The following is a 16157-nucleotide window of genomic DNA, read 5'->3' as shown; positions in this document are numbered from 1 at the left end:
CGGCGTGAGGGGGCGGCGTGAGGGCGCGGGGCGGCGTGAGGGCGCGGGGCGGCCGCGGTTCAGCCGCGGGCCAGCCGGTGGGCGTCGAACTCGGCCCAGATCGCCTTGCCCTGGCCGTGCGGCTCGGCGCCCCAGCGGTCGGCGGTGCGCTCCACGATGAACAGGCCGTGGCCGCCGGGCAGGGCCGGCTCGTGCGGCAGGCGCAGCACGGGCAGGGCGGGGCTGCGGTCGCTGACCTCCACCCGCAGGCGCTGCCCGGTGGCGTCCAGGACCAGCTCCAGCGGGCCGCCGCCGTGCAGCATGGCGTTGGCCACCAGCTCGGCGACCAGCAGCACGACGTCCGCGCCGACGCCGTCGTGGGTGCCGGGCGCGCCGGCGGGGGCGTACCAGTCGCCGACGGCCTCGGCGGTGAAGGCGCGGGCCCGGGCGACGGGCTTGGGGAGCCCGGCCAGGGGCAGCCGCCTGCGCTGGCCGCCGGGCGGCAGCGCCGGGCGGGACCGGGGCGCGTCGCCGTCCAGGGTTCCCCGGCTCATCGTCATGTGAGGGCGCCCTTTCGGATCGACGGCGGTTCGCATGGTCGGTTTCCCGGCGCTTTCGGGATTATGCCTGCGCCGGCACCGGGTGCGCGGCCCCCGCGGTGCGGCGTGCCGGGGTGCCGTCTCCTGCGGAGCGTGGACCGGTTCAGGCCGCCAGGGCCTCCTCGGCGGATGCGTGGATGGAGAACACCGCGCGGGTGCCGGTCAGTTCGAGGACCCGCATGACGGTGGGCGGCACCGCAGCCAGGTGCAGGTCCACGCCCTCCTCCGCCGCCGCGAGGCGGGTCTTGAGCAGGAGGTTGAGGCCGGAGGAGTCGCAGAAGCCGACCTCGGCGAGGTCGATCACCACGGCGCCGGGCCGCTGCGCGACCAGGGCGGTGAGGGTGTCGGCGGCGGGGGCGAGCGTCTCGATGTCGAGGTCGCCAGCCAGGGCGCAGACCACCGCGCCGAAGGCCGCGGGGCGGGTGCGTACCGCCAGTTCCGCACGGTGCGGGGAGGCCGCCGGCGCGAGGTCCCGCCGTTCGTCGTCGGATGGCATCATCGTCGTCCCCTCCATGTCCGTGCCCTCCGACCTTACGTAGGCGGCCTCCCGCGGCCAAGCGGGGGGCGGCCCCGGTGCGATGGCTCAGTCCTCCTCCAGCCCTTCGCGCAGGCGCCGCAGGGTGCGGGCGAGGAGGCGGGAGACGTGCATCTGGGACAGCCCGAGGCGGGCGCCGATCTGCGACTGCGTCAGGTCCTCGCAGAAGCGCATCGACAGGATCAGCCGCTCGCGTTCGGACAGGGCGCCGACCAGTGGCTTGAGCGCGACGAGGTCCTCGACCCGGGAGAGGTCCGGGTCCTCCTCGCCGATGCGCTCGCCCAGGCTGCCGGGGCGGTCGTCGTCCTCGGCGCCGGTGTCCAGGGAGCCGGCGGTGTGCCCGTTCGCGGCGGTCAGGCCCTCGATCACCTCGTCCTCGGCGAGCTGGAGGTGGGCGGCGAGTTCGGCCACCGTGGGGGCCCGGTCCAGCTCCTGCGCCAGGCGCTCCTGGGCCTTGGCCAGGACGATCCGCAGCTCCTGGAGGCGGCGGGGCACGTGGACGGCCCAGGTGGTGTCGCGGAAGTACCGGCGGATCTCGCCGAGCACGGTGGGCAGGGCGAAGGTGGTGAACTCGACGCCGAGTTCGGCGTCGAAGCGGTCGATGGCCTTGATCAGGCCGACGGCGCCGACCTGCAGCAGGTCCTCCTGCGGCTCGCGGTGGGCGTTGAAGCGGCGGATCGCGAACCGGACCAGGGACAGGTTCATCTCCACCAGGGTGGCCCGCACGTACGAGTACTCCCGGGTGCCCTCCTCCAGGACGGCGAGGCGGCGCAGCAGCACCCGGGTGAGTTCGCGGGCGTCGGCCGGCGGGACCTCCCGCGGGTCCTCGGCCGCGGCGAGTTCGGGTGGCAGCAGGTCGCGCAGCGCCGACGCGGCGGGGGCGGCCGTGCGGGAGGGGTCCTTCGTCGGCGAAGCGGCGGAGGCGGTCAGTTCACCAGTGGTCGTGACCATCGGAGTCCTTCCTCGTGTCGGCACGGTCGAACGCCCCGGATACCCCGCCTCGGCCGATCGATGCAGTGGCCGCGCGTGGAGGTTTCGTGAACCCGGGCGGGTGTCCGGGCCGCGGCCGTCCGCCGGCGCGGGGACGGCCGCGGCCCGGCTCGGCCGGGTCGGGGGCGCGGGTGCCGCTTCGCAGGGTCAACTCCTAAGGGGCCGTGGGGCGGTGGAGCCGGCGGGCGGCGGTGCGGATGGCGAGGGTGTACGGGGCGTCGAGGGCGCGGGTGGGGGCGTCGAGGTCGTCGAAGGGCACCAGGGCGCGGTGGGTGTCGTCGGTGGTCTGGGTCCAGGCCGTCCAGGCGTTGTGGACGTCCTCGTCGGTGACCTGCTCGCCCTTGGCCTGGAGCAGCACGGCGTAGATGCGGAAGAGGTCGTCGGAGCCCTCGGGAGGTCTGGCCTCCGTGGGCAGGCAGGAGCGGATCAGGTCGGCGATGGGGTCGAGGTGGCTCATACGGCCAGTGTGCCGGTGACGAGCGTGCCGGTGAGCAGGATCAGGTGGGCCAGCGCGAATATCACGGGCACGAGCCGTTCGGTGGTGCCGAGTTCGGTGTAGTGCCGGTGGCGCCGGCCGGTCGCGGCGCTGTTCCTGAGGACGTCCCACTCCTCGGTGTAGATCCGCGCGGGCAGCTTCTCCTCCAGGCTGTTGATGACCCGGAACTTGGCGCCGTTGAGGTCCCGGTAGCTGCGCAGCTGCATCCACCAGGCGCCGGAGAGGGTGATGCCGGCCAGCGCGACGGCCGTCGCCACCCACCACGGGGACTCCGACAACTTCGGTATGCCGAAGCCGATCAGGGTGACCAGCGCGGTCTGCACGGACAGGAAGAAGGTGTTGGCGCTGCCCCGGCGGGCGGAGATCCGGTCGGCCATCTCCACGGCGAGCAGGTACAGTTCCAGCGTTTCGGACCGGCCGTTCGGCTCCTGCGGCTTGGTCATCGCGCGGCCCCCCTCGGGCGGGTGGTGTGCCGGCTTCGCCCGCTGCCCGGGCTCGGCCCGATGTGTCCATCCTTCCCTGCGGGCCGGCCCGTCAGTGCTGCGCGCCGACGGCGGCGGCCACCGCGACCGGGGTGGCCGCGGTGGCGGTGCCGGTCGGCAGGGCGCGCAGGGCCGCCTCTGCCTGTGCCTCGCCCTCCCCGTACTGGTGGGCGCGGGCCTCGCGCAGCGCGGCGCCGAGGTGGCGGGCGGCCTGTTCCGGGCGGCCGGTGGCGGCCAGGGCGCGGCCGTAGAGGGTCTGCAGGACCACCCGGCGGGTGACCGGGAAGGGCGGTTCGGCGACGGCCAGGCCGCGGGCGGCGTGGTGGGCGGCCTCCTCGGCGGCCCCGTTGGCCAGGCACTCGTGGGCGAGGTGCTGGCGGGCGAGGGCCACCAGGTCGGCGCGGTCGGCCCGTTCGGCCAGGGACAGGGCCTTCAGCAGCAGGCTGCCGACCCGGGCGCGGCCGGCCCGGTCGCCGTGGCGGGCGAGGGCGACGGCGAGGTTGACCAGGGCGACGGCCCTGGCGGTGCCGTCGCCGGCCCGGTCGGCGAGGTCGGGGGCGCGTTCCAGGTGGACGAGGGCCTCCCCGGGGCGGTCCTCCTCCAGCAGCACCCAGCCCAGCAGGGCCCGGGCGCGGGACTGGGCGCCGGGGTCGCGGTCGGCCTCGGCGGCGGCCAGGCCGTGTTCGAGCAACGGCACCCAGCCGTCCCTGACCTGCCAGACGATCAGCGGCCACTGGAGCAGCACCAGGCGCCAGGCCCGGTCGTGCAGTCCGGCGGCGACCGCCGCCTCGACCGCGCCGCGCAGGGTGTCGCGTTCGGCGGCGTACCAGGCGAGCGCGCTCGCCCGGTCGGGGAAGGGGCGGACCTCGGCGGGGCGGCGGGTGCCGGGCGGCAGGGTGCAGCACGGCTCGCTGCCTGGTTCGGCGGCGGCGCAGGCGGTGAGCAGGGTGTTGAGCAGGTGGTCGAGCAGGCGGGGCAGCACCTGGGTGTCGGTGTCGCCGGGCAGGCTGCGGGCGTAGAGGCGGACGAGGTCGTGCAGGGTGTAGGCGTCCCGGCCGATCTGGACGATCAGGTGGGCGGTGGCCAGTTGGGCCAGGGCGTCGGCGGCCTCCTCGGGGCGGCAGCCGGCCAGGGCGGCGGCGGTGCGGCTGTCGAGGGTGGTGCCGGTGTGGGCGCCCAGGCGGCGGAACGTCCGGCGGGCGGGGTCGCTCAGGTGCTGGACGGTCAGGGCGAGGGCGGCGGCGACGCTGGTGTCCTCGACGTCCAGGAGGTCCAGGCGGCCCTGCTCGTCGGCGAGTTCGTCGGCGAGGGCGGCGAGTGTGCGGGCCGGGCCGGTGGCGAGGCGGGCGGCGGCCAGCCGCAGGGCCAGCGGCAGGCCGTCGCACAGGCCGGCCAGCCGGGCGGCGGCCTCGGGTTCGGCGGCGACCGGGTCGGGGCCGAGGGTGGCGGCGAGCAGGGAGACGGCCTGCGGGGAGGACAGTTCGGCCAGCGGCACCGGGCGGGCGGCGTCGGAGGCGACCAGGCCGCCGAGCCGGTCGCGGCTGGTGACCAGGGTGACGCAGTCGTCGCCGTCGGGCAGCAGCGGGCGGACCTGCTCGGAGCGGCGGGCGTTGTCCAGGACGATGAGCATCCGGCGGGTGGCCGTCAGTTCCCGGTAGCGGGCGGCCATCGCCTCGGGGGTGGCGGGCATCCGCTCGGCGGGCAGGCCGAGGGCGAGCAGCAGTTCGCGCAGGACGGCGGCGGTGTCGCGTTCCGGCAGCGTGCTGTGGCCGCACAGGTCGACGAAGAGTCGGCCGTCGGGGAAGTCCCGGTGGCGGTGGTGCGCCCAGTACAGGGCGAGGGCGGTCTTGCCGACGCCGGCGCCGCCGGTGAGCACGGCGACGGCGCCGGGGGCGGCGGTGGCCCGGTCGACGGCGGCCAGTTCGTCCTCCCGGCCGGCGAAGCCGCGCGGGCGGCGGGGGAAGGGCCAGGGCGCCGGGGCGGGCGTGGGCTCGGGCACGGGGATGAGGACGGGGACCGGGACCTGGACGGCGACGGGGGCGGGGGCGGCTTCGGGGGCCGGGTCGGGGGCCGGTACGGGCGGGCTCGGCGGGGCGTCGGTGCGCAGCAGCCGGTCGTAGGCGTCGGTGAGTACGGGCCCGGGGTCCATGCCGAGTTCCTCGGCCAGGGCGCGGCGGGTGCGGTGGAACCAGGCCTGGGCCTCCGAGCGGCGCCCCGCGCGGCCGAGCGCGTGCATGAGTTCGGCGACCAGCGGTTCGCGCAGCGGGTTGGCGGTGGCCTCGGTGCGCAGCAGGTGCGCGGCGGCGCCGTGGTCGCCGAGCCGGCCGTGGGCGCGGGCCAGTTCCTCGACGGCGGCCAGCCGCAGGTCCTCCAGGGCCTGGGCGGCGCACTGCAGTGGCAGGCCGGGGGTGGTGCCGGAGAGGGCGGGGCCCCGCCACAGGGCGAGGGCCTCGCGCAGGTCGGCGGCGGCGCGGCCGGCGTCGTCCAGGGTGCGGGCGCGGGCCACCAGTTGTTCGAACCGTACGGTGTCCACCGCGTGGTCGGGTGCCCGCAGCAGGTAGGCGCCGTTGTCGGTGACGAGTTCGATGCCGGCGGCGGGGGCGTCGTGGGCGGTGAGCAGGGCGCGCAGTCCGGAGACGTGGTTGTGGATGACGGTGCGTGAGTGCCGGGGCGGCGCCTCGTCCGCCCAGAGGGCCTCGGTGAGCCGTTCGACGGTGACCGGTGCTCCGGGGTTCAGCAGCAGCATGGCCAGCAGGCTGCGGCGTTTGGCCGATCCGGCCGGAAGCTCCCGGCCGTCCTCGGCCACCACGGCCACCGAGCCCAGCAGTCGGAACTCCACGCACCACCCCTTAGATGTATATGACAATCATATGACGGCAGGCGATCTGTCGATCGCGGAGCGTCGCCCCCTGGTCCACGTGCGGCGGGGCGGCGGGCTCCCGGGCGGCGGGACCGGAGCCGGGCCCGCCGCGTTGGGGAACTACCGGGTGACGGCGTCGTCCATGGACTGCTGCCAGTACGTGACCTTGAGCGGGTCGTCGATGTGGAGACCCTTGGCGGGCAGCGCGGGGTTGCTTCCCGCGCCGACGCTTGACCGGAGCTTGCGCGGTGATCCGTCCCGGGCGCCACGGTCTGCGGCCGATCAGGGACGCTGGGACACCGGGACGGGCTCTGAGCTGGGGGAATGCCGGAGCCCTGGAACGCGTGGATGAGACGTTGGGAGCGGGCGGCGGTGAACACGGGCCGAGCCGGGCGGTGGAAGGGGCGTCCGGGGTCGGGCCCGACCGGTACTCGGCCCCGGCCGGATCCATCGCGCGGGGCCGGTGGCCGTAAGATCCCCGACAGCACCGGGCCCGTCAGGCCTCAGCACACGTCTCCGCAGCTCACGCGGGTGCGTGTGATCGCCGGGGCACCCGGCGGCCAGGACAATGGTGCGGACAGTTCCCCGGAAGTACAGAGAAAGCGAAACCTCACCATGGATCTCGGCGTGCGCTGGAAGCTGCACGGTGACGGGCGCACGCCCGCACCGGGGGCGGTGGTCCGTCCCGACGAACGGCTCTCCTGGCCCCGCACGGTAGGGCTCGGCGCCCAGCACGTGGTGGCGATGTTCGGGGCGAGCTTCGTGGCGCCCGTGCTGATGGGGCTCGACCCGAACCTCGCGATCATGATGTCCGGCGTGGCGACCGTGATCTTCCTGCTGGCCACCAAGGGCCGGGTGCCCAGCTACCTGGGCTGCTCGCTGTCCTTCGTGGGCGTGGCCGCGGTGATCCGGGCGCAGGGCGGCACCAGCGCGACGGTGACCGGCGCGGTGTTCGTGGTGGGCGTGGTGCTGTTCCTGGTGGGGGTGGCGGTCCAGAAGTTCGGGGCGCGCATCATCCACGCCGCGATGCCGCCGATCGTCACCGGCGCGGTGGTCATGCTGATCGGCTTCAACCTCGCCCCGGTGACCGCCTCGGTGTACTGGCCGCAGGACCAGTGGACGGCGCTGCTGGTGATGCTGTTCACCGGTCTGGCCGTGGTGTGCCTGCGCGGCTTCTGGTCTCGGGTGGCGATCTTCCTGGGGCTGCTGTTCGGCTACGGGATCTCCTGGCTGTTCGACCAGGTCTTCGGGAAGATCCACTCGGTGGACGGCGCCGGGCACCTGACCGACCACTGGCGCCTGGACCTGTCGGGCGTCGGCAAGGCGGACTGGATCGGCCTGCCGACCTTCCACGGCCCGTCGTTCCAGTGGTCGGCGATCCTGGTGGCGCTGCCCGTGGTGATCGCGCTGGTCGCGGAGAACGCCGGGCACGTCAAGGCGGTCGGCGAGATGACCGGCACGAACCTGGACGACAAGCTGGGCACCGCGATCTCCGCGGACGGCATCGGCTCCATGCTCTCCACCGCGGTCGGCGGCCCGCCGAACACCACGTACTCGGAGAACATCGGCGTCATGGCCGCCACCCGGGTCTACTCCACCGCCGCGTACTGGTGCGCGGCCGGCTTCGCGCTGCTGTTCGGCCTGTGCCCGAAGTTCGGTGCCATCGTGGCCGCGATCCCCGGCGGGGTCCTCGGCGGCATCACCGTCATCCTGTACGGCATGATCGGCCTGCTCGGCGCGCAGATCTGGACCAGGGCCCAGGTGGACCTGCGCAACCCGCTGAACCTGGTGCCGGCCGCGGCGGGCATCATCATCGGCATCGGCAACGTGACGCTGAAGTTCACCGACACCTTCAGCCTCAGCGGCATCGCGCTCGGCACGCTGGTCGTCATCACCGGCTACCACGTGCTGCGGGCGCTGGCCCCGGCGCACCTCAAGACGCAGGAGCCGCTGCTGGACGAGGGCACCTCCTCGTACGACGAGCAGAGCCGGCCCGACGTGTAACCGGGAGCAGGGAGCACGGCGCGACGGCCGGCGGAAGTGTCCGAAAAGGATCTTCCGCCGGCCGTTCCGTCTGGCCGGACGGGCCGGTGCGGTGGTCGAATCACTGCCCGTCCGCACCGGCCACTCATCCACCTTGGAGAGGCATGTCCCCTCTGTCCCACCGCCGCAAGGCCGCCACCGCGGCCGTCGCCCTCGGCACCCTCGCGATCACCTGCGCCGGGGTGACGCCCTCCAGCGCGGCCGGCCAGGTCCTGTGGACGCCGAGCACCAGCACCGGCCCGTCCTCCTTCAAGGCCGTCCAGTGCGCGGCCGGCAACTTCGGCGTCGTCAAGGACTCCGTCAAGGGCAGCGTGTGGCGGGCCTTCCAGGCCGCCGGGGAGGAGCGCTGCGAGACGCTCAGCCCCGACCTGAAGGAGGGCGACACCTTCTACCTGGGCTGGTCGTCCAAGGTGGACGTCAAGGACACCGAGAGCCGGTACGTCTTCCAGCTGAAGTGCTCGCCGAGCACCGACACGGCCAACCACCCGATCGAGATCGACATCGTCAACGGCCGCGTCCGCCTCCAGGAGTGGGACACCGCCCACGTGGCGCACTCGCTGTGGACCGCGCAGACGGCCAACAACACCTGGCACTCGTACGCGCTGAAGATCCACCTGGGCCGCACGGACGGCACCATCGACTTCTGGTTCGACGGGGTCAAGCAGACCTTCACGACCGGCTCCGGCACCTTCAAGGGCACCACCTGGGACGGCGACCGCAACTACCTCAAGTGGGGCTCCTACCACCCCGCCACGGGCGACGCCACGAACACCTTCACCAGCCCGGTGATGGCGACGACCCTGGAGGCGGCCACCGCCGGCTCCTGACCCCCGCCGAGTCCACCCCCAGGCCCGGACCACCCCAACGCGCGGTCCGGGCCTCTCGGTTCATCCGCGCACCGGGCGGCCGGGCACGGACGGCGGTAACCGGACAGCCTGCGGCGGACCGGCGGGCCGCGTCGTCGAAAGACCGCAGGCCCGGACCGCGGGGGGTGCGGTCCGGGCCTGCGCTTCAGGTGGCTGAGGTGGCCGGTCGGGGCCTGCGACGGGTCAGCAGTACTTGAAGGAACTGATCTTGTCGTTGATCCACGACGGCAGGGACGGCCACTGCTCCCGGGGGCCGATCCTGAACTCCAGGCCCCCGTAGTTGTTGTGCTCGTAGAAGCAGATGCTGCTCCCGGTGTTGTTCACCACGGACGAGGTGATGTCCTGCATCCCCTGCCAGAAGGCGCCCTCCGGCTTCAGCTTGCCCATGTCGCTGATGTTCTGGTCCGAGGCGAACGACCCGAACTTCTGGTAGGGCTCGCCGCGGACGAACCCGCCCTCGGACCACAGACAGACGTAGTTGGCGGGGCACGCTCCGGCGCCGTGACCGATGGTGAGGATCGTGTTGGCGCCGGCGGATCCCGCCACGGTCACGACCAGCCCGACGGCGGTGGCGGCGGCCAGGCCCAGCCTGGTCAGGTTCTTGGAGAGCTTCATGACGATCTGTTCCGTTCGGGAATCAGGTGGAGGTCGGGGTCAGCAGTACTTGAAGGAGCTGATCTTGTCGTTGATCCATGACGGCAGGTACGGCCAGTGCTCCCCGGGACCGATCTTGAACTCCAGGCCCCCGTAGTTGTTGTGCTCGTAGAAGCAGACGTGGCTCCCGGTGTTGTTCAGCACCGACGAGGTGACGTCCTGCATGCCCTTGTCCGTGCTGGCGACCTTCTGCAGCTTGCCCATGTCGCCGATGTTCTGGTTCGAGGCGAAGGCACCGAACTTGGCGTCGTTGTAGAACGTGCCCTCGATGAAGTTGGCCTCCGACCACAGGCAGATGTAACCGCTGGGGCACGATCCGGCCCCGTGGCCGATGTTGTAGATGTTGGTGGCGCTCGCGGAGGTCGCGGTGGTCACGATCAGACCGGCAGCGGCGGCGGCGATCAGGCCGAGCTTGGACAGGTTCCTGGAAAGCTTCATGACGATCGGTTCCGTTCGGGTTCAGGTGGAGGGGAAGGGCAGGTTCAGCAGAACTTGAAGGAGCTGATCCTGTCGTTGATCCACGAGGGGACCGAGGCCCACTGCTCCCGGGGGCCGATCCTGAACTCCAGGCCGCCGTAGTTGTTGTGCTCGTAGAAGCAGATGCTGCTCCCGGTGTTGTTCACGACCGAGGAGGCCTCGTCCTGCATGCCCTTCCAGCGGGTTTCCTGGGCCACGAACTTGATGACCCCCATGTCCGGGATGTTCTGGTTCGCGCCGATGGCCCCGTAGTCGGTGCCGCCCTTCGGGTTCCCCACGATGAAGTTGTTCTCGCTCCACAGGCACACCCAGTTGGCGGGGCACTTGCCGGCGCCGGTCTGGATCGTGGTGAGGACATCGGCGCTCGCGGTCGTCGTCGTGGCGGCGAGCACCCCGGCCACCGTGGCGGCACCCACCGCGAGCCTCGTCGCCGTTCGCCGCAGGTTCATCCTGATCTCCTCTGTATCTCTGCATGCCCAGGGGGGTGCTCCGACACATCGCTTGCGGAGCGACACCACTGTGACGGCCAGGGCACTGAGGAGACATCAGTCATCCGACTGCATGTGAATCCGACGCCTGACGGCCTCATACTCCCGTGCGACTTCGCGATCCCGTCCGAGGACCGCATGCCGCTCGCCTCGGCGTCAACCGCGATCGTGTCCGGACTCCTCAGCCTGCTCCCGGGCTGCCATCACGTCTTCGCTGTGCTCGAAGGCCCAGGCGCCGAATGCCTCGATCGGCCCCAGCAGCGTTCGCCCCAACTCAGTGAGGGTGTACTCCACGCGCGGCGGCGACCCGGCGAAAGCGCGGCGCTTCACCAACCCGTTGAACTGGAGCCGACGCAGCGTCTCCGTAAGGACTTTGGGACTGATCCCGCCGATCCGTTCGCGCAGTTCACCGGGTCTCGCGGGACCATCGCGCAGCGTCCACACCACCACTGCGTTCCAGGTGTTGGCCAGCAGGTCGAACGCGAGGCGGGCGCGGCAGTCGGCTACGAAGTCCTGATCAGTGGTCACTTACCAGATGGTGCCCGAGCGGCTTCCTAGTGTCGTCCCGAATCCGACTTACGGGATCACCACGAGGAGGCTGAACTGATGAGGATCGGGATTGCCGGTACGGGCAACATGGCGCGGGCGCTGGGTACACGGTGGTCGCGGGCCGGGCACGACGTGCTGGTGGGCGGGCGGGACGCCGGCCGCGCCGCGACCCTGGCCGACCGGATCGGCGCTCGGGCGGGGACTCTGCGGGACGCGGCCCGACACGGCCGGGACGCGGTACTGCTGGCCGTGCCGTACTCGGCGGCGATCAGCGTGGTGTCCGGCCTGGCCGACACCCTGCGAGGCCGGACGCTGATCGACTGCACCAACCCGCTGGCGTCGGGTTTCGTCCTTGAGACCCGGGGCGGGCCCTCGGCGGCCGAGCGCGTCGCGGCTGCGGCGCCCGGTGCGTCCGTGGTCAAGGCATTCAATCTCTGTCACGAGAGCGTGTGGGGCTTGACGCCGCCGGTCTTCGGCGGACGCCCTCTCGCGGTGCCGCTCTGCGGTGACGATGCACCGGCTCTCGAAACGGCACGGCTCCTTGTCCGCGACATCGGCTGCGTGCCGGTCAACGGCGGGGGGCTCGACCGGGCGGGCCTGCTGGAGGCGACGGCCGCGCTCCTGATCGGCCTGTGGGTGGGTGAAGGTGCGGATGCTCAGGCGATCGCGCCGCCGCTGGAGTACGCGGGGGTCGATCCCTCCTGACCCGCGCTCCTGTGTCGGATCGGCGCGGGAACGGGCACGGCCACTGCGTGATCACCGGGGGTGCGCCACACGGCCCGGCCGGATCAGGTTCCAGAGCACTCATGGCCCTTGCCTGCCCTCCCCCGCTCACGCAAAACGCCCGGCCGGGAACCCCCAGCCGGGCATCAGGCCGACTTCAGACCTCGCCGAACTCGCCACCGCGGACAGCAGCGACGAAGGACGCCCAGGCCTCGAACGGGAAGACGAGAGCCGGACCCTCGGGGTCCTTCGAGTCGCGGACAGGCGCCAGGCCGGGGAAGCCGGGAGCCACCTCGACGCACGACCCGCCGTTGTTGCTGTAACTGCTCTTGAACCATGCGGCGCCGGACAGGTCTACAGGGCGAATCATGACGTTCCTCTCATGCCTTGCTTGTGGATCTTCTCCAGTGACGCAGCCTTCGACAGCGCTTCCACCTGGAGCTGATGGTAGTCCCGCTCCCAGGCCTGGGCAGTGTCAGCGTCTCGCTCGAGGAAGCCGCGCAGCTGGCACTCCGAGTATGCCAGGAGTGACCGATCCGCCATGGTCAGCAGCGTGACCATCATGGTGAACGGAAGCTCCTCCGCGAGTGAGAACGGCGCCACCTGGATGGTGATGTTCGGGCGGCTTGCGAGGTCTTCAAGGTGTGCCAGCTGCCGCGCCATGACCTTGGCCCCTCCCACCCTTCGCAGGAGGGCGCCTTCATCCAGGACAAAGTGCAGGCGTGGCGCCGACCGCTGGTCAAGCAGCTTCTGGCGTGTGGCAAGGAAGTCGAGTCGGTCCGCAGCCTGCTCCTCGGTGATGCTGCCCCGCCGTACGGCTGCGGACGCGAAAGCGCTGGCATACTCCATCGTTTGCGTCAGGCCAGGAATGATGCCCAGCTCGAAGTGGGAGATGCGCTGGGCTTTCGCCTCTTGCGCCGCATACTCGGGAAACCCTTCCAGCAACGACGATCGACTGAGACTCCAGTACGTCAGTTCCAATGCTCCACCGGCATCGACTGCCTTGTCAGCCTTTCGAACCCAGTCAAGTGTGGGATTGCGTGTCCCTCGTTCGAGGTTCGAAATCTGACTATCACTCAGGTGGGTAAGCTCACCAAGCTGGGTCTGCGTCAAGCCCGCCGCCTTGCGCAACCTGCGCAGTTGAGCACCAAACGCCCTGAGGGGCGAAGCCGATGGATCCAGCTGAGACTCACGCATCGTCAGACCTCCACTGCTGCGCGAATTCCACACGGGGAAGATGTCAAGTGGGGAAGCCTTCCGATCGTAGCGGGCAAGACGCCACCATGGCTACACCTGGTGATCCGCCGGGTGCACAGCGCAATCTTTCGCACGCAATCCCCTTGAGGTCCTTCGCCATGCTCACTGCCCGGCGCCCCCGCACCTTCGTCGCGCGCCTTGACTCCTGCGCCGAATCCACGCCCCTGGCCCGCTACTTGCTACGGGCGTACCTCTCCGGTCTCCCCTCCGGGGACCGCTACCGCGACACCGCCGAGCTCCTCCTCGGCGAGCTCTTCGCCAACGCCGTGCAGCACTCGGACGCGCCCGACGACCGGCACATCGAGATCCGCTTCACCCTCGTCAACTCCCGCCTCCGACTCGAAGTCCACGACGCCAGCTCCGGGCAGCCGTCCCTCCGCACCGCTTCCCCCGACGACGAGCACGGGCGCGGACTGTTCCTCGTCAACGAGCTCGCCGAACGCTGGGGCTGCGCCCCCCGCCCCTGTGGCATCGGCAAGTTCGTCTGGGTCCTGATCGCTCCCGTCACCACCGTCTGAAAGCCCGAGCCCCCCGTGAACCTCTCAACCCTCGCCCGTCACACCCTCTCCCGCGGCGCCACCCCCGCCGCCACCTACGCCCTCCTCGCCCGCCTCGGCCACCAGCCCCTGCCCGTCGCCCGAGCCGTGTGCCTCGCCCTCGACATCCCCCACGCCGAGACCACCCGCCGCCTCGCCGACTGCCACGACGCCCTCCTCGCCGACCCCCGCCCCAACTCCGAAGCCGACACCGGCGAACTCCTCGAAGCCCTCGGCGTCTTCGACATCCCCGTCGCCCTCGACGCCACCGGCCGCGCCGTCGTCGACCTCTTCCTCACCGCGATCGACGCCCTGGGCGGCATCCGCCCCGGCCACCAGCACGGCCTCACCCGCTGGTTCACCACCGGCAACCTCACCGCCGCCTACCTCTCCCTCGCCGCGACCCACCCCCTGCCCCGCACCGGCGACCCCACCACCTACTGGACCACCCTCACCACCGCCGGCGAACTCCTCACCACCACCCCCAACCCCGACCCCCGCATCCGCTACGCCCTCACCCACTGCCGCACCCAAACCACCCGCACCTGAACCCCCGCGCACGAGAAGTCGACCCCGCCGACTTCCTGCGCGGCGCGGCCGTCGCCGGAAACGGGAACGAGCCCGCCGGGTGTGCAGGCTCGTTCACCGCGGGCGGGCCGCTTCCCTTACCGGCCGTAGACCTTCCACTGCTGGGCGATGTCGCCGCTCAGGTGTTCCAGGGTGACCTTCTCGCCGAGGCCGTGCGGTTCGGGGACCTCGCCGGGGCGGTCCGCGGACTCGATGAGGACGGGCTCGGTCTGGCCCGGCTTCGCGGGCTGCAGCTTCCAGGTCTGGTGGCCGAACGCGGAGCCGCAGTCGCCCAGCTTCACAACATCCCCTTCGCCGAAGGAGGTGACGCATGGGAAGCCCGGCCGGTTGGCCGCCCGGATCTCGTACGTACCGGGGTCCACCTCCCGGAAGATCCACTCGTTGGAGTCGCCGAGGGTCACGTTGTCGCCGGGGCCCGGGTGCAGGAAGTTCCCGTACTTCTCCGACGACACCAGCGCGTTGAACTCCGTGGGCTGGGCGGAGGCCGCGGGCGCGGTGGCGGTGAGGGCGCCGGTGAACAGGCCCGCCGCGGCGACGGCCAGTGCGATCTTGCCGGTCTTCGTCATGTCGTCTTCTCTTTCACTCGATCGGTCGCAGGCGATTCCTGGGACGTCCACGAACATCCTGGACACCGCCGGCGCCGCCGGACCGGGCGAGGCCGGGGCCCCTTGCCCTTCGCGGGTGAAAGACCGCACCGGGCGTATCACCCCGGGGCCAGCCGAACGGGCGCGGTCGCACGCGGCCCACCTGCGGCAACTCGCCGTCGGAGCGAGGGTGTTGACGCAGAGTGACCAGCCGGGTGGCGGCCACTCCCCCCCGGTCGCCCCTACGGTGTGTCGTCCTGCCCGGATTCCGGGCCGGTCAGGAACTCCGGGCCGGTCACGAACCGCTTTCGGCCGCGACGAAGGTGTACGCGCCGAGTTCGAGGAACAGGGCGTCGTGGAGCCCGGGCACGCCGGTGAGCGGGACGGCGAGTCGCCGTTCGAGCGGCCCGGCGTTGCCGGTCACCGGGTTGTAGGCGCGCAGCACGATCCGGGCGTCGCACGGGAGGGGCGTGTCGAACCGCACCACGACGGTGACCGTGCCGGAGTAGTTGGCGGGCAGCAGGATCGAGCGCGTGTACCCCTCGTCGTCGCCGGGTGGGTAGATCTGCGCCGCCAGGCTGAACGGGGCCTGCTGGTCGGTGTTGGAGAAGGTCGCGGTGCCGGCGGGCAGGTCGGTGCCGGAGATCCCGAAGACGAATCGCGTCCGGGTGTTGTTGAGGTTGCAGATGGCGAGGTTGGAGAGGACGTAGTTGGTCTGCCGGCAGGGGATGACGTCGATGTTGCGCCAGCCGACGTTGGGGTTGTACCTGACCCAGTTCAGGTAGTCGACGAGCGAGCTGAAGGTGGGCAGCGTCGCGGGCATGGGGTGGGCGGGGGTGTCGACGGTGGTGATCGTGCAGTAGTGGCCGGGCGGGTTCTGGCTCGGCCAGAGGAAGGCGGACCTGCTGACGCAGATCTGCCCGGGAGGGATCTCCCTGCTGCCGCCGCGGACGGTGAACGGCACGGTGGTGCCGCCGCCCTCGGCGTTGAGCGGGGTCCATGCCCGCGGGTCCAGGAGCAGTCCGCCGGGGGCGTAGTAGAGCCTGACATCGCCGGAGGTGGGGCATCCGGTCCTCAGGTTCTTCCCGCGGACGTAGATGCGGTTGAGCCGCCCCTGCACGATGGGGTGGCTGATGCCGAGGTCGGGGCCGCCGTAGCTGGACTCCAGCAGGCCGAAGTCGAGAATGTCGCTGCCGAACGGGATGATGTCCGGGGATTCCCAGACGGGGTCGGACGTGGGGGTCTGTCCCGTGTCCTGGAAGTTGTCCCGGACCAGGATGTCGTTCCAGTTGGCGGCGGCGTTCATGGTTCCTCCCCGAGTGAACGGTGGGTGCCGGACGGCGGGACGGGCCCGGTGCGGGTTCTTCGGCGGTGGTCCCGCCGGACGCGGGTCTTCGGGCCGAGCGCCGTACGCCGGAGGCCGTACGCCGTGCGTCGGCTCACGCGCCGTC

At 71.8% G+C, this 16157-nt stretch carries 19 protein-coding genes; 5 read left to right on the top strand and 14 right to left on the bottom strand.

All coding sequences use genetic code 11. From position 1 onward, the window contains the following. Positions 1-59: 59 nt before the first annotated feature. From ACWDBB_RS16535 to ACWDBB_RS16510, 6 genes are all read right to left on the bottom strand, one after another. Entirely contained in the window at positions 60-539 is a 480-nt protein-coding gene (locus ACWDBB_RS16535) for an ATP-binding protein (RefSeq protein WP_449790250.1), read from the bottom strand. A 142-nt stretch (positions 540-681) separates the two neighbouring features. Then, positions 682-1077, bottom strand: a complete 396-nt coding sequence (locus tag ACWDBB_RS16530) for an STAS domain-containing protein (protein ID WP_449790249.1) — start codon at positions 1075-1077, stop codon at positions 682-684. Positions 1078-1161: 84 nt separating this feature from the next. Then, positions 1162-2064 (bottom strand): SigB/SigF/SigG family RNA polymerase sigma factor, encoded by a 903-nt coding sequence (locus ACWDBB_RS16525; protein ID WP_449790248.1) that lies wholly within the window; start codon positions 2062-2064, stop codon positions 1162-1164. A 193-nt stretch (positions 2065-2257) separates the two neighbouring features. Then, complete coding sequence (locus ACWDBB_RS16520) at positions 2258-2560, bottom strand: DUF7701 domain-containing protein (protein ID WP_449790247.1); 303 nt, start codon at positions 2558-2560, stop codon at positions 2258-2260. Then, on the bottom strand, positions 2557-3042 hold the full coding sequence (locus tag ACWDBB_RS16515; protein WP_449790246.1) for a RipA family octameric membrane protein: 486 nt from the start codon (positions 3040-3042) through the stop codon (positions 2557-2559). The genes ACWDBB_RS16520 and ACWDBB_RS16515 overlap by 4 nt, the downstream gene beginning before the upstream one ends. A 91-nt stretch (positions 3043-3133) precedes the next feature. Then, positions 3134-5920, bottom strand: coding sequence for a BTAD domain-containing putative transcriptional regulator (locus tag ACWDBB_RS16510; protein ID WP_449790245.1), 2787 nt, complete (start codon positions 5918-5920; stop codon positions 3134-3136). Between the two features lie 636 nt (positions 5921-6556). Between ACWDBB_RS16510 and ACWDBB_RS16505 the strand changes: the two genes are divergently transcribed. After that, positions 6557-7945: a uracil-xanthine permease family protein gene (locus ACWDBB_RS16505; RefSeq protein ID WP_449790244.1), complete on the top strand. Its 1389-nt coding sequence runs from the start codon at positions 6557-6559 to the stop codon at positions 7943-7945. A 143-nt stretch (positions 7946-8088) separates the two neighbouring features. Further along, the gene (locus ACWDBB_RS16500) at positions 8089-8811 is read left to right on the top strand and encodes a heparin lyase I family protein (RefSeq protein ID WP_449790243.1); all 723 of its coding nucleotides are present in this window, start codon (positions 8089-8091) and stop codon (positions 8809-8811) included. 222 nt (positions 8812-9033) lie between these two features. Here the strand turns inward: ACWDBB_RS16500 and ACWDBB_RS16495 are convergent, their stop codons facing one another. From ACWDBB_RS16495 to ACWDBB_RS16480, 4 genes are all read right to left on the bottom strand, one after another. After that, the gene (locus ACWDBB_RS16495; protein WP_449790242.1) at positions 9034-9465 is read right to left on the bottom strand and encodes a peptidase inhibitor family I36 protein; all 432 of its coding nucleotides are present in this window, start codon (positions 9463-9465) and stop codon (positions 9034-9036) included. A gap of 39 nt (positions 9466-9504) precedes the next feature. Further along, entirely contained in the window at positions 9505-9942 is a 438-nt protein-coding gene (locus tag ACWDBB_RS16490) for a peptidase inhibitor family I36 protein (RefSeq protein ID WP_449790241.1), read from the bottom strand. A 44-nt stretch (positions 9943-9986) separates the two neighbouring features. Beyond that, positions 9987-10430 carry a peptidase inhibitor family I36 protein gene (locus ACWDBB_RS16485; RefSeq protein ID WP_449790240.1) on the bottom strand — a complete coding sequence of 148 codons (444 nt, stop codon included), beginning with the start codon at positions 10428-10430 and terminating at the stop codon, positions 9987-9989. A gap of 195 nt (positions 10431-10625) precedes the next feature. Further along, positions 10626-10997, bottom strand: coding sequence for a winged helix-turn-helix transcriptional regulator (locus ACWDBB_RS16480; protein WP_449790239.1), 372 nt, complete (start codon positions 10995-10997; stop codon positions 10626-10628). A 78-nt stretch (positions 10998-11075) separates the two neighbouring features. On the opposite strand from ACWDBB_RS16480, the gene ACWDBB_RS16475 reads away from it, so the two are divergent. Next, positions 11076-11723 (top strand): NADPH-dependent F420 reductase, encoded by a 648-nt coding sequence (locus ACWDBB_RS16475; RefSeq protein ID WP_449790238.1) that lies wholly within the window; start codon positions 11076-11078, stop codon positions 11721-11723. A 175-nt stretch (positions 11724-11898) separates the two neighbouring features. On the opposite strand, the gene ACWDBB_RS16470 is transcribed toward ACWDBB_RS16475, so the two are convergent. Both ACWDBB_RS16470 and ACWDBB_RS16465 read right to left on the bottom strand, forming a co-directional pair. After that, complete coding sequence (locus tag ACWDBB_RS16470) at positions 11899-12111, bottom strand: DUF397 domain-containing protein (RefSeq protein ID WP_449790237.1); 213 nt, start codon at positions 12109-12111, stop codon at positions 11899-11901. Then, complete coding sequence (locus ACWDBB_RS16465; RefSeq protein WP_449790236.1) at positions 12108-12938, bottom strand: helix-turn-helix domain-containing protein; 831 nt, start codon at positions 12936-12938, stop codon at positions 12108-12110. The genes ACWDBB_RS16470 and ACWDBB_RS16465 overlap by 4 nt, the downstream gene beginning before the upstream one ends. A 158-nt stretch (positions 12939-13096) precedes the next feature. Here ACWDBB_RS16465 and ACWDBB_RS16460 point away from each other — a divergent pair, with 158 nt between their 5' ends. Further along, entirely contained in the window at positions 13097-13516 is a 420-nt protein-coding gene (locus ACWDBB_RS16460) for an ATP-binding protein (RefSeq protein ID WP_449790235.1), read from the top strand. Between the two features lie 15 nt (positions 13517-13531). Continuing rightward, entirely contained in the window at positions 13532-14083 is a 552-nt protein-coding gene (locus tag ACWDBB_RS16455) for a hypothetical protein (RefSeq protein WP_449790234.1), read from the top strand. 116 nt (positions 14084-14199) lie between these two features. On the opposite strand, the gene ACWDBB_RS16450 is transcribed toward ACWDBB_RS16455, so the two are convergent. Further along, entirely contained in the window at positions 14200-14688 is a 489-nt protein-coding gene (locus tag ACWDBB_RS16450) for an RICIN domain-containing protein (RefSeq protein ID WP_449790233.1), read from the bottom strand. Between the two features lie 313 nt (positions 14689-15001). Continuing rightward, positions 15002-16012, bottom strand: coding sequence for a hypothetical protein (locus ACWDBB_RS16445; RefSeq protein ID WP_449790232.1), 1011 nt, complete (start codon positions 16010-16012; stop codon positions 15002-15004). Positions 16013-16157: the final 145 nt, after the last annotated feature.

This window comes from Kitasatospora sp. NPDC001095, assembly GCF_053598615.1.
This window is presented reverse-complemented; position numbering and strand designations above follow the sequence as displayed.

Bases quoted from the DNA above. Each gene is read 5' to 3' on its own strand.
- ACWDBB_RS16475 (WP_449790238.1), top strand. From the start codon at position 11,076: ATGAGGATCGGGATTGCCGGTACGGGCAACATGGCGCGGGCGCTGGGT.
- ACWDBB_RS16490 (WP_449790241.1), bottom strand. From the start codon at position 9,942: ATGAAGCTTTCCAGGAACCTGTCCAAGCTCGGCCTGATCGCCGCCGCC.
- ACWDBB_RS16460 (WP_449790235.1), top strand. From the start codon at position 13,097: ATGCTCACTGCCCGGCGCCCCCGCACCTTCGTCGCGCGCCTTGACTCC.
- ACWDBB_RS16515 (WP_449790246.1), bottom strand. From the start codon at position 3,042: ATGACCAAGCCGCAGGAGCCGAACGGCCGGTCCGAAACGCTGGAACTG.
- ACWDBB_RS16500 (WP_449790243.1), top strand. From the start codon at position 8,089: ATGTCCCCTCTGTCCCACCGCCGCAAGGCCGCCACCGCGGCCGTCGCC.
- ACWDBB_RS16485 (WP_449790240.1), bottom strand. From the start codon at position 10,430: ATGAACCTGCGGCGAACGGCGACGAGGCTCGCGGTGGGTGCCGCCACG.
- ACWDBB_RS16505 (WP_449790244.1), top strand. From the start codon at position 6,557: ATGGATCTCGGCGTGCGCTGGAAGCTGCACGGTGACGGGCGCACGCCC.
- ACWDBB_RS16465 (WP_449790236.1), bottom strand. From the start codon at position 12,938: ATGCGTGAGTCTCAGCTGGATCCATCGGCTTCGCCCCTCAGGGCGTTT.
- ACWDBB_RS16530 (WP_449790249.1), bottom strand. From the start codon at position 1,077: ATGATGCCATCCGACGACGAACGGCGGGACCTCGCGCCGGCGGCCTCC.
- ACWDBB_RS16520 (WP_449790247.1), bottom strand. From the start codon at position 2,560: ATGAGCCACCTCGACCCCATCGCCGACCTGATCCGCTCCTGCCTGCCC.
- ACWDBB_RS16495 (WP_449790242.1), bottom strand. From the start codon at position 9,465: ATGAAGCTCTCCAAGAACCTGACCAGGCTGGGCCTGGCCGCCGCCACC.
- ACWDBB_RS16445 (WP_449790232.1), bottom strand. From the start codon at position 16,012: ATGAACGCCGCCGCCAACTGGAACGACATCCTGGTCCGGGACAACTTC.
- ACWDBB_RS16450 (WP_449790233.1), bottom strand. From the start codon at position 14,688: ATGACGAAGACCGGCAAGATCGCACTGGCCGTCGCCGCGGCGGGCCTG.
- ACWDBB_RS16525 (WP_449790248.1), bottom strand. From the start codon at position 2,064: ATGGTCACGACCACTGGTGAACTGACCGCCTCCGCCGCTTCGCCGACG.
- ACWDBB_RS16470 (WP_449790237.1), bottom strand. From the start codon at position 12,111: ATGATTCGCCCTGTAGACCTGTCCGGCGCCGCATGGTTCAAGAGCAGT.
- ACWDBB_RS16535 (WP_449790250.1), bottom strand. From the start codon at position 539: ATGACGATGAGCCGGGGAACCCTGGACGGCGACGCGCCCCGGTCCCGC.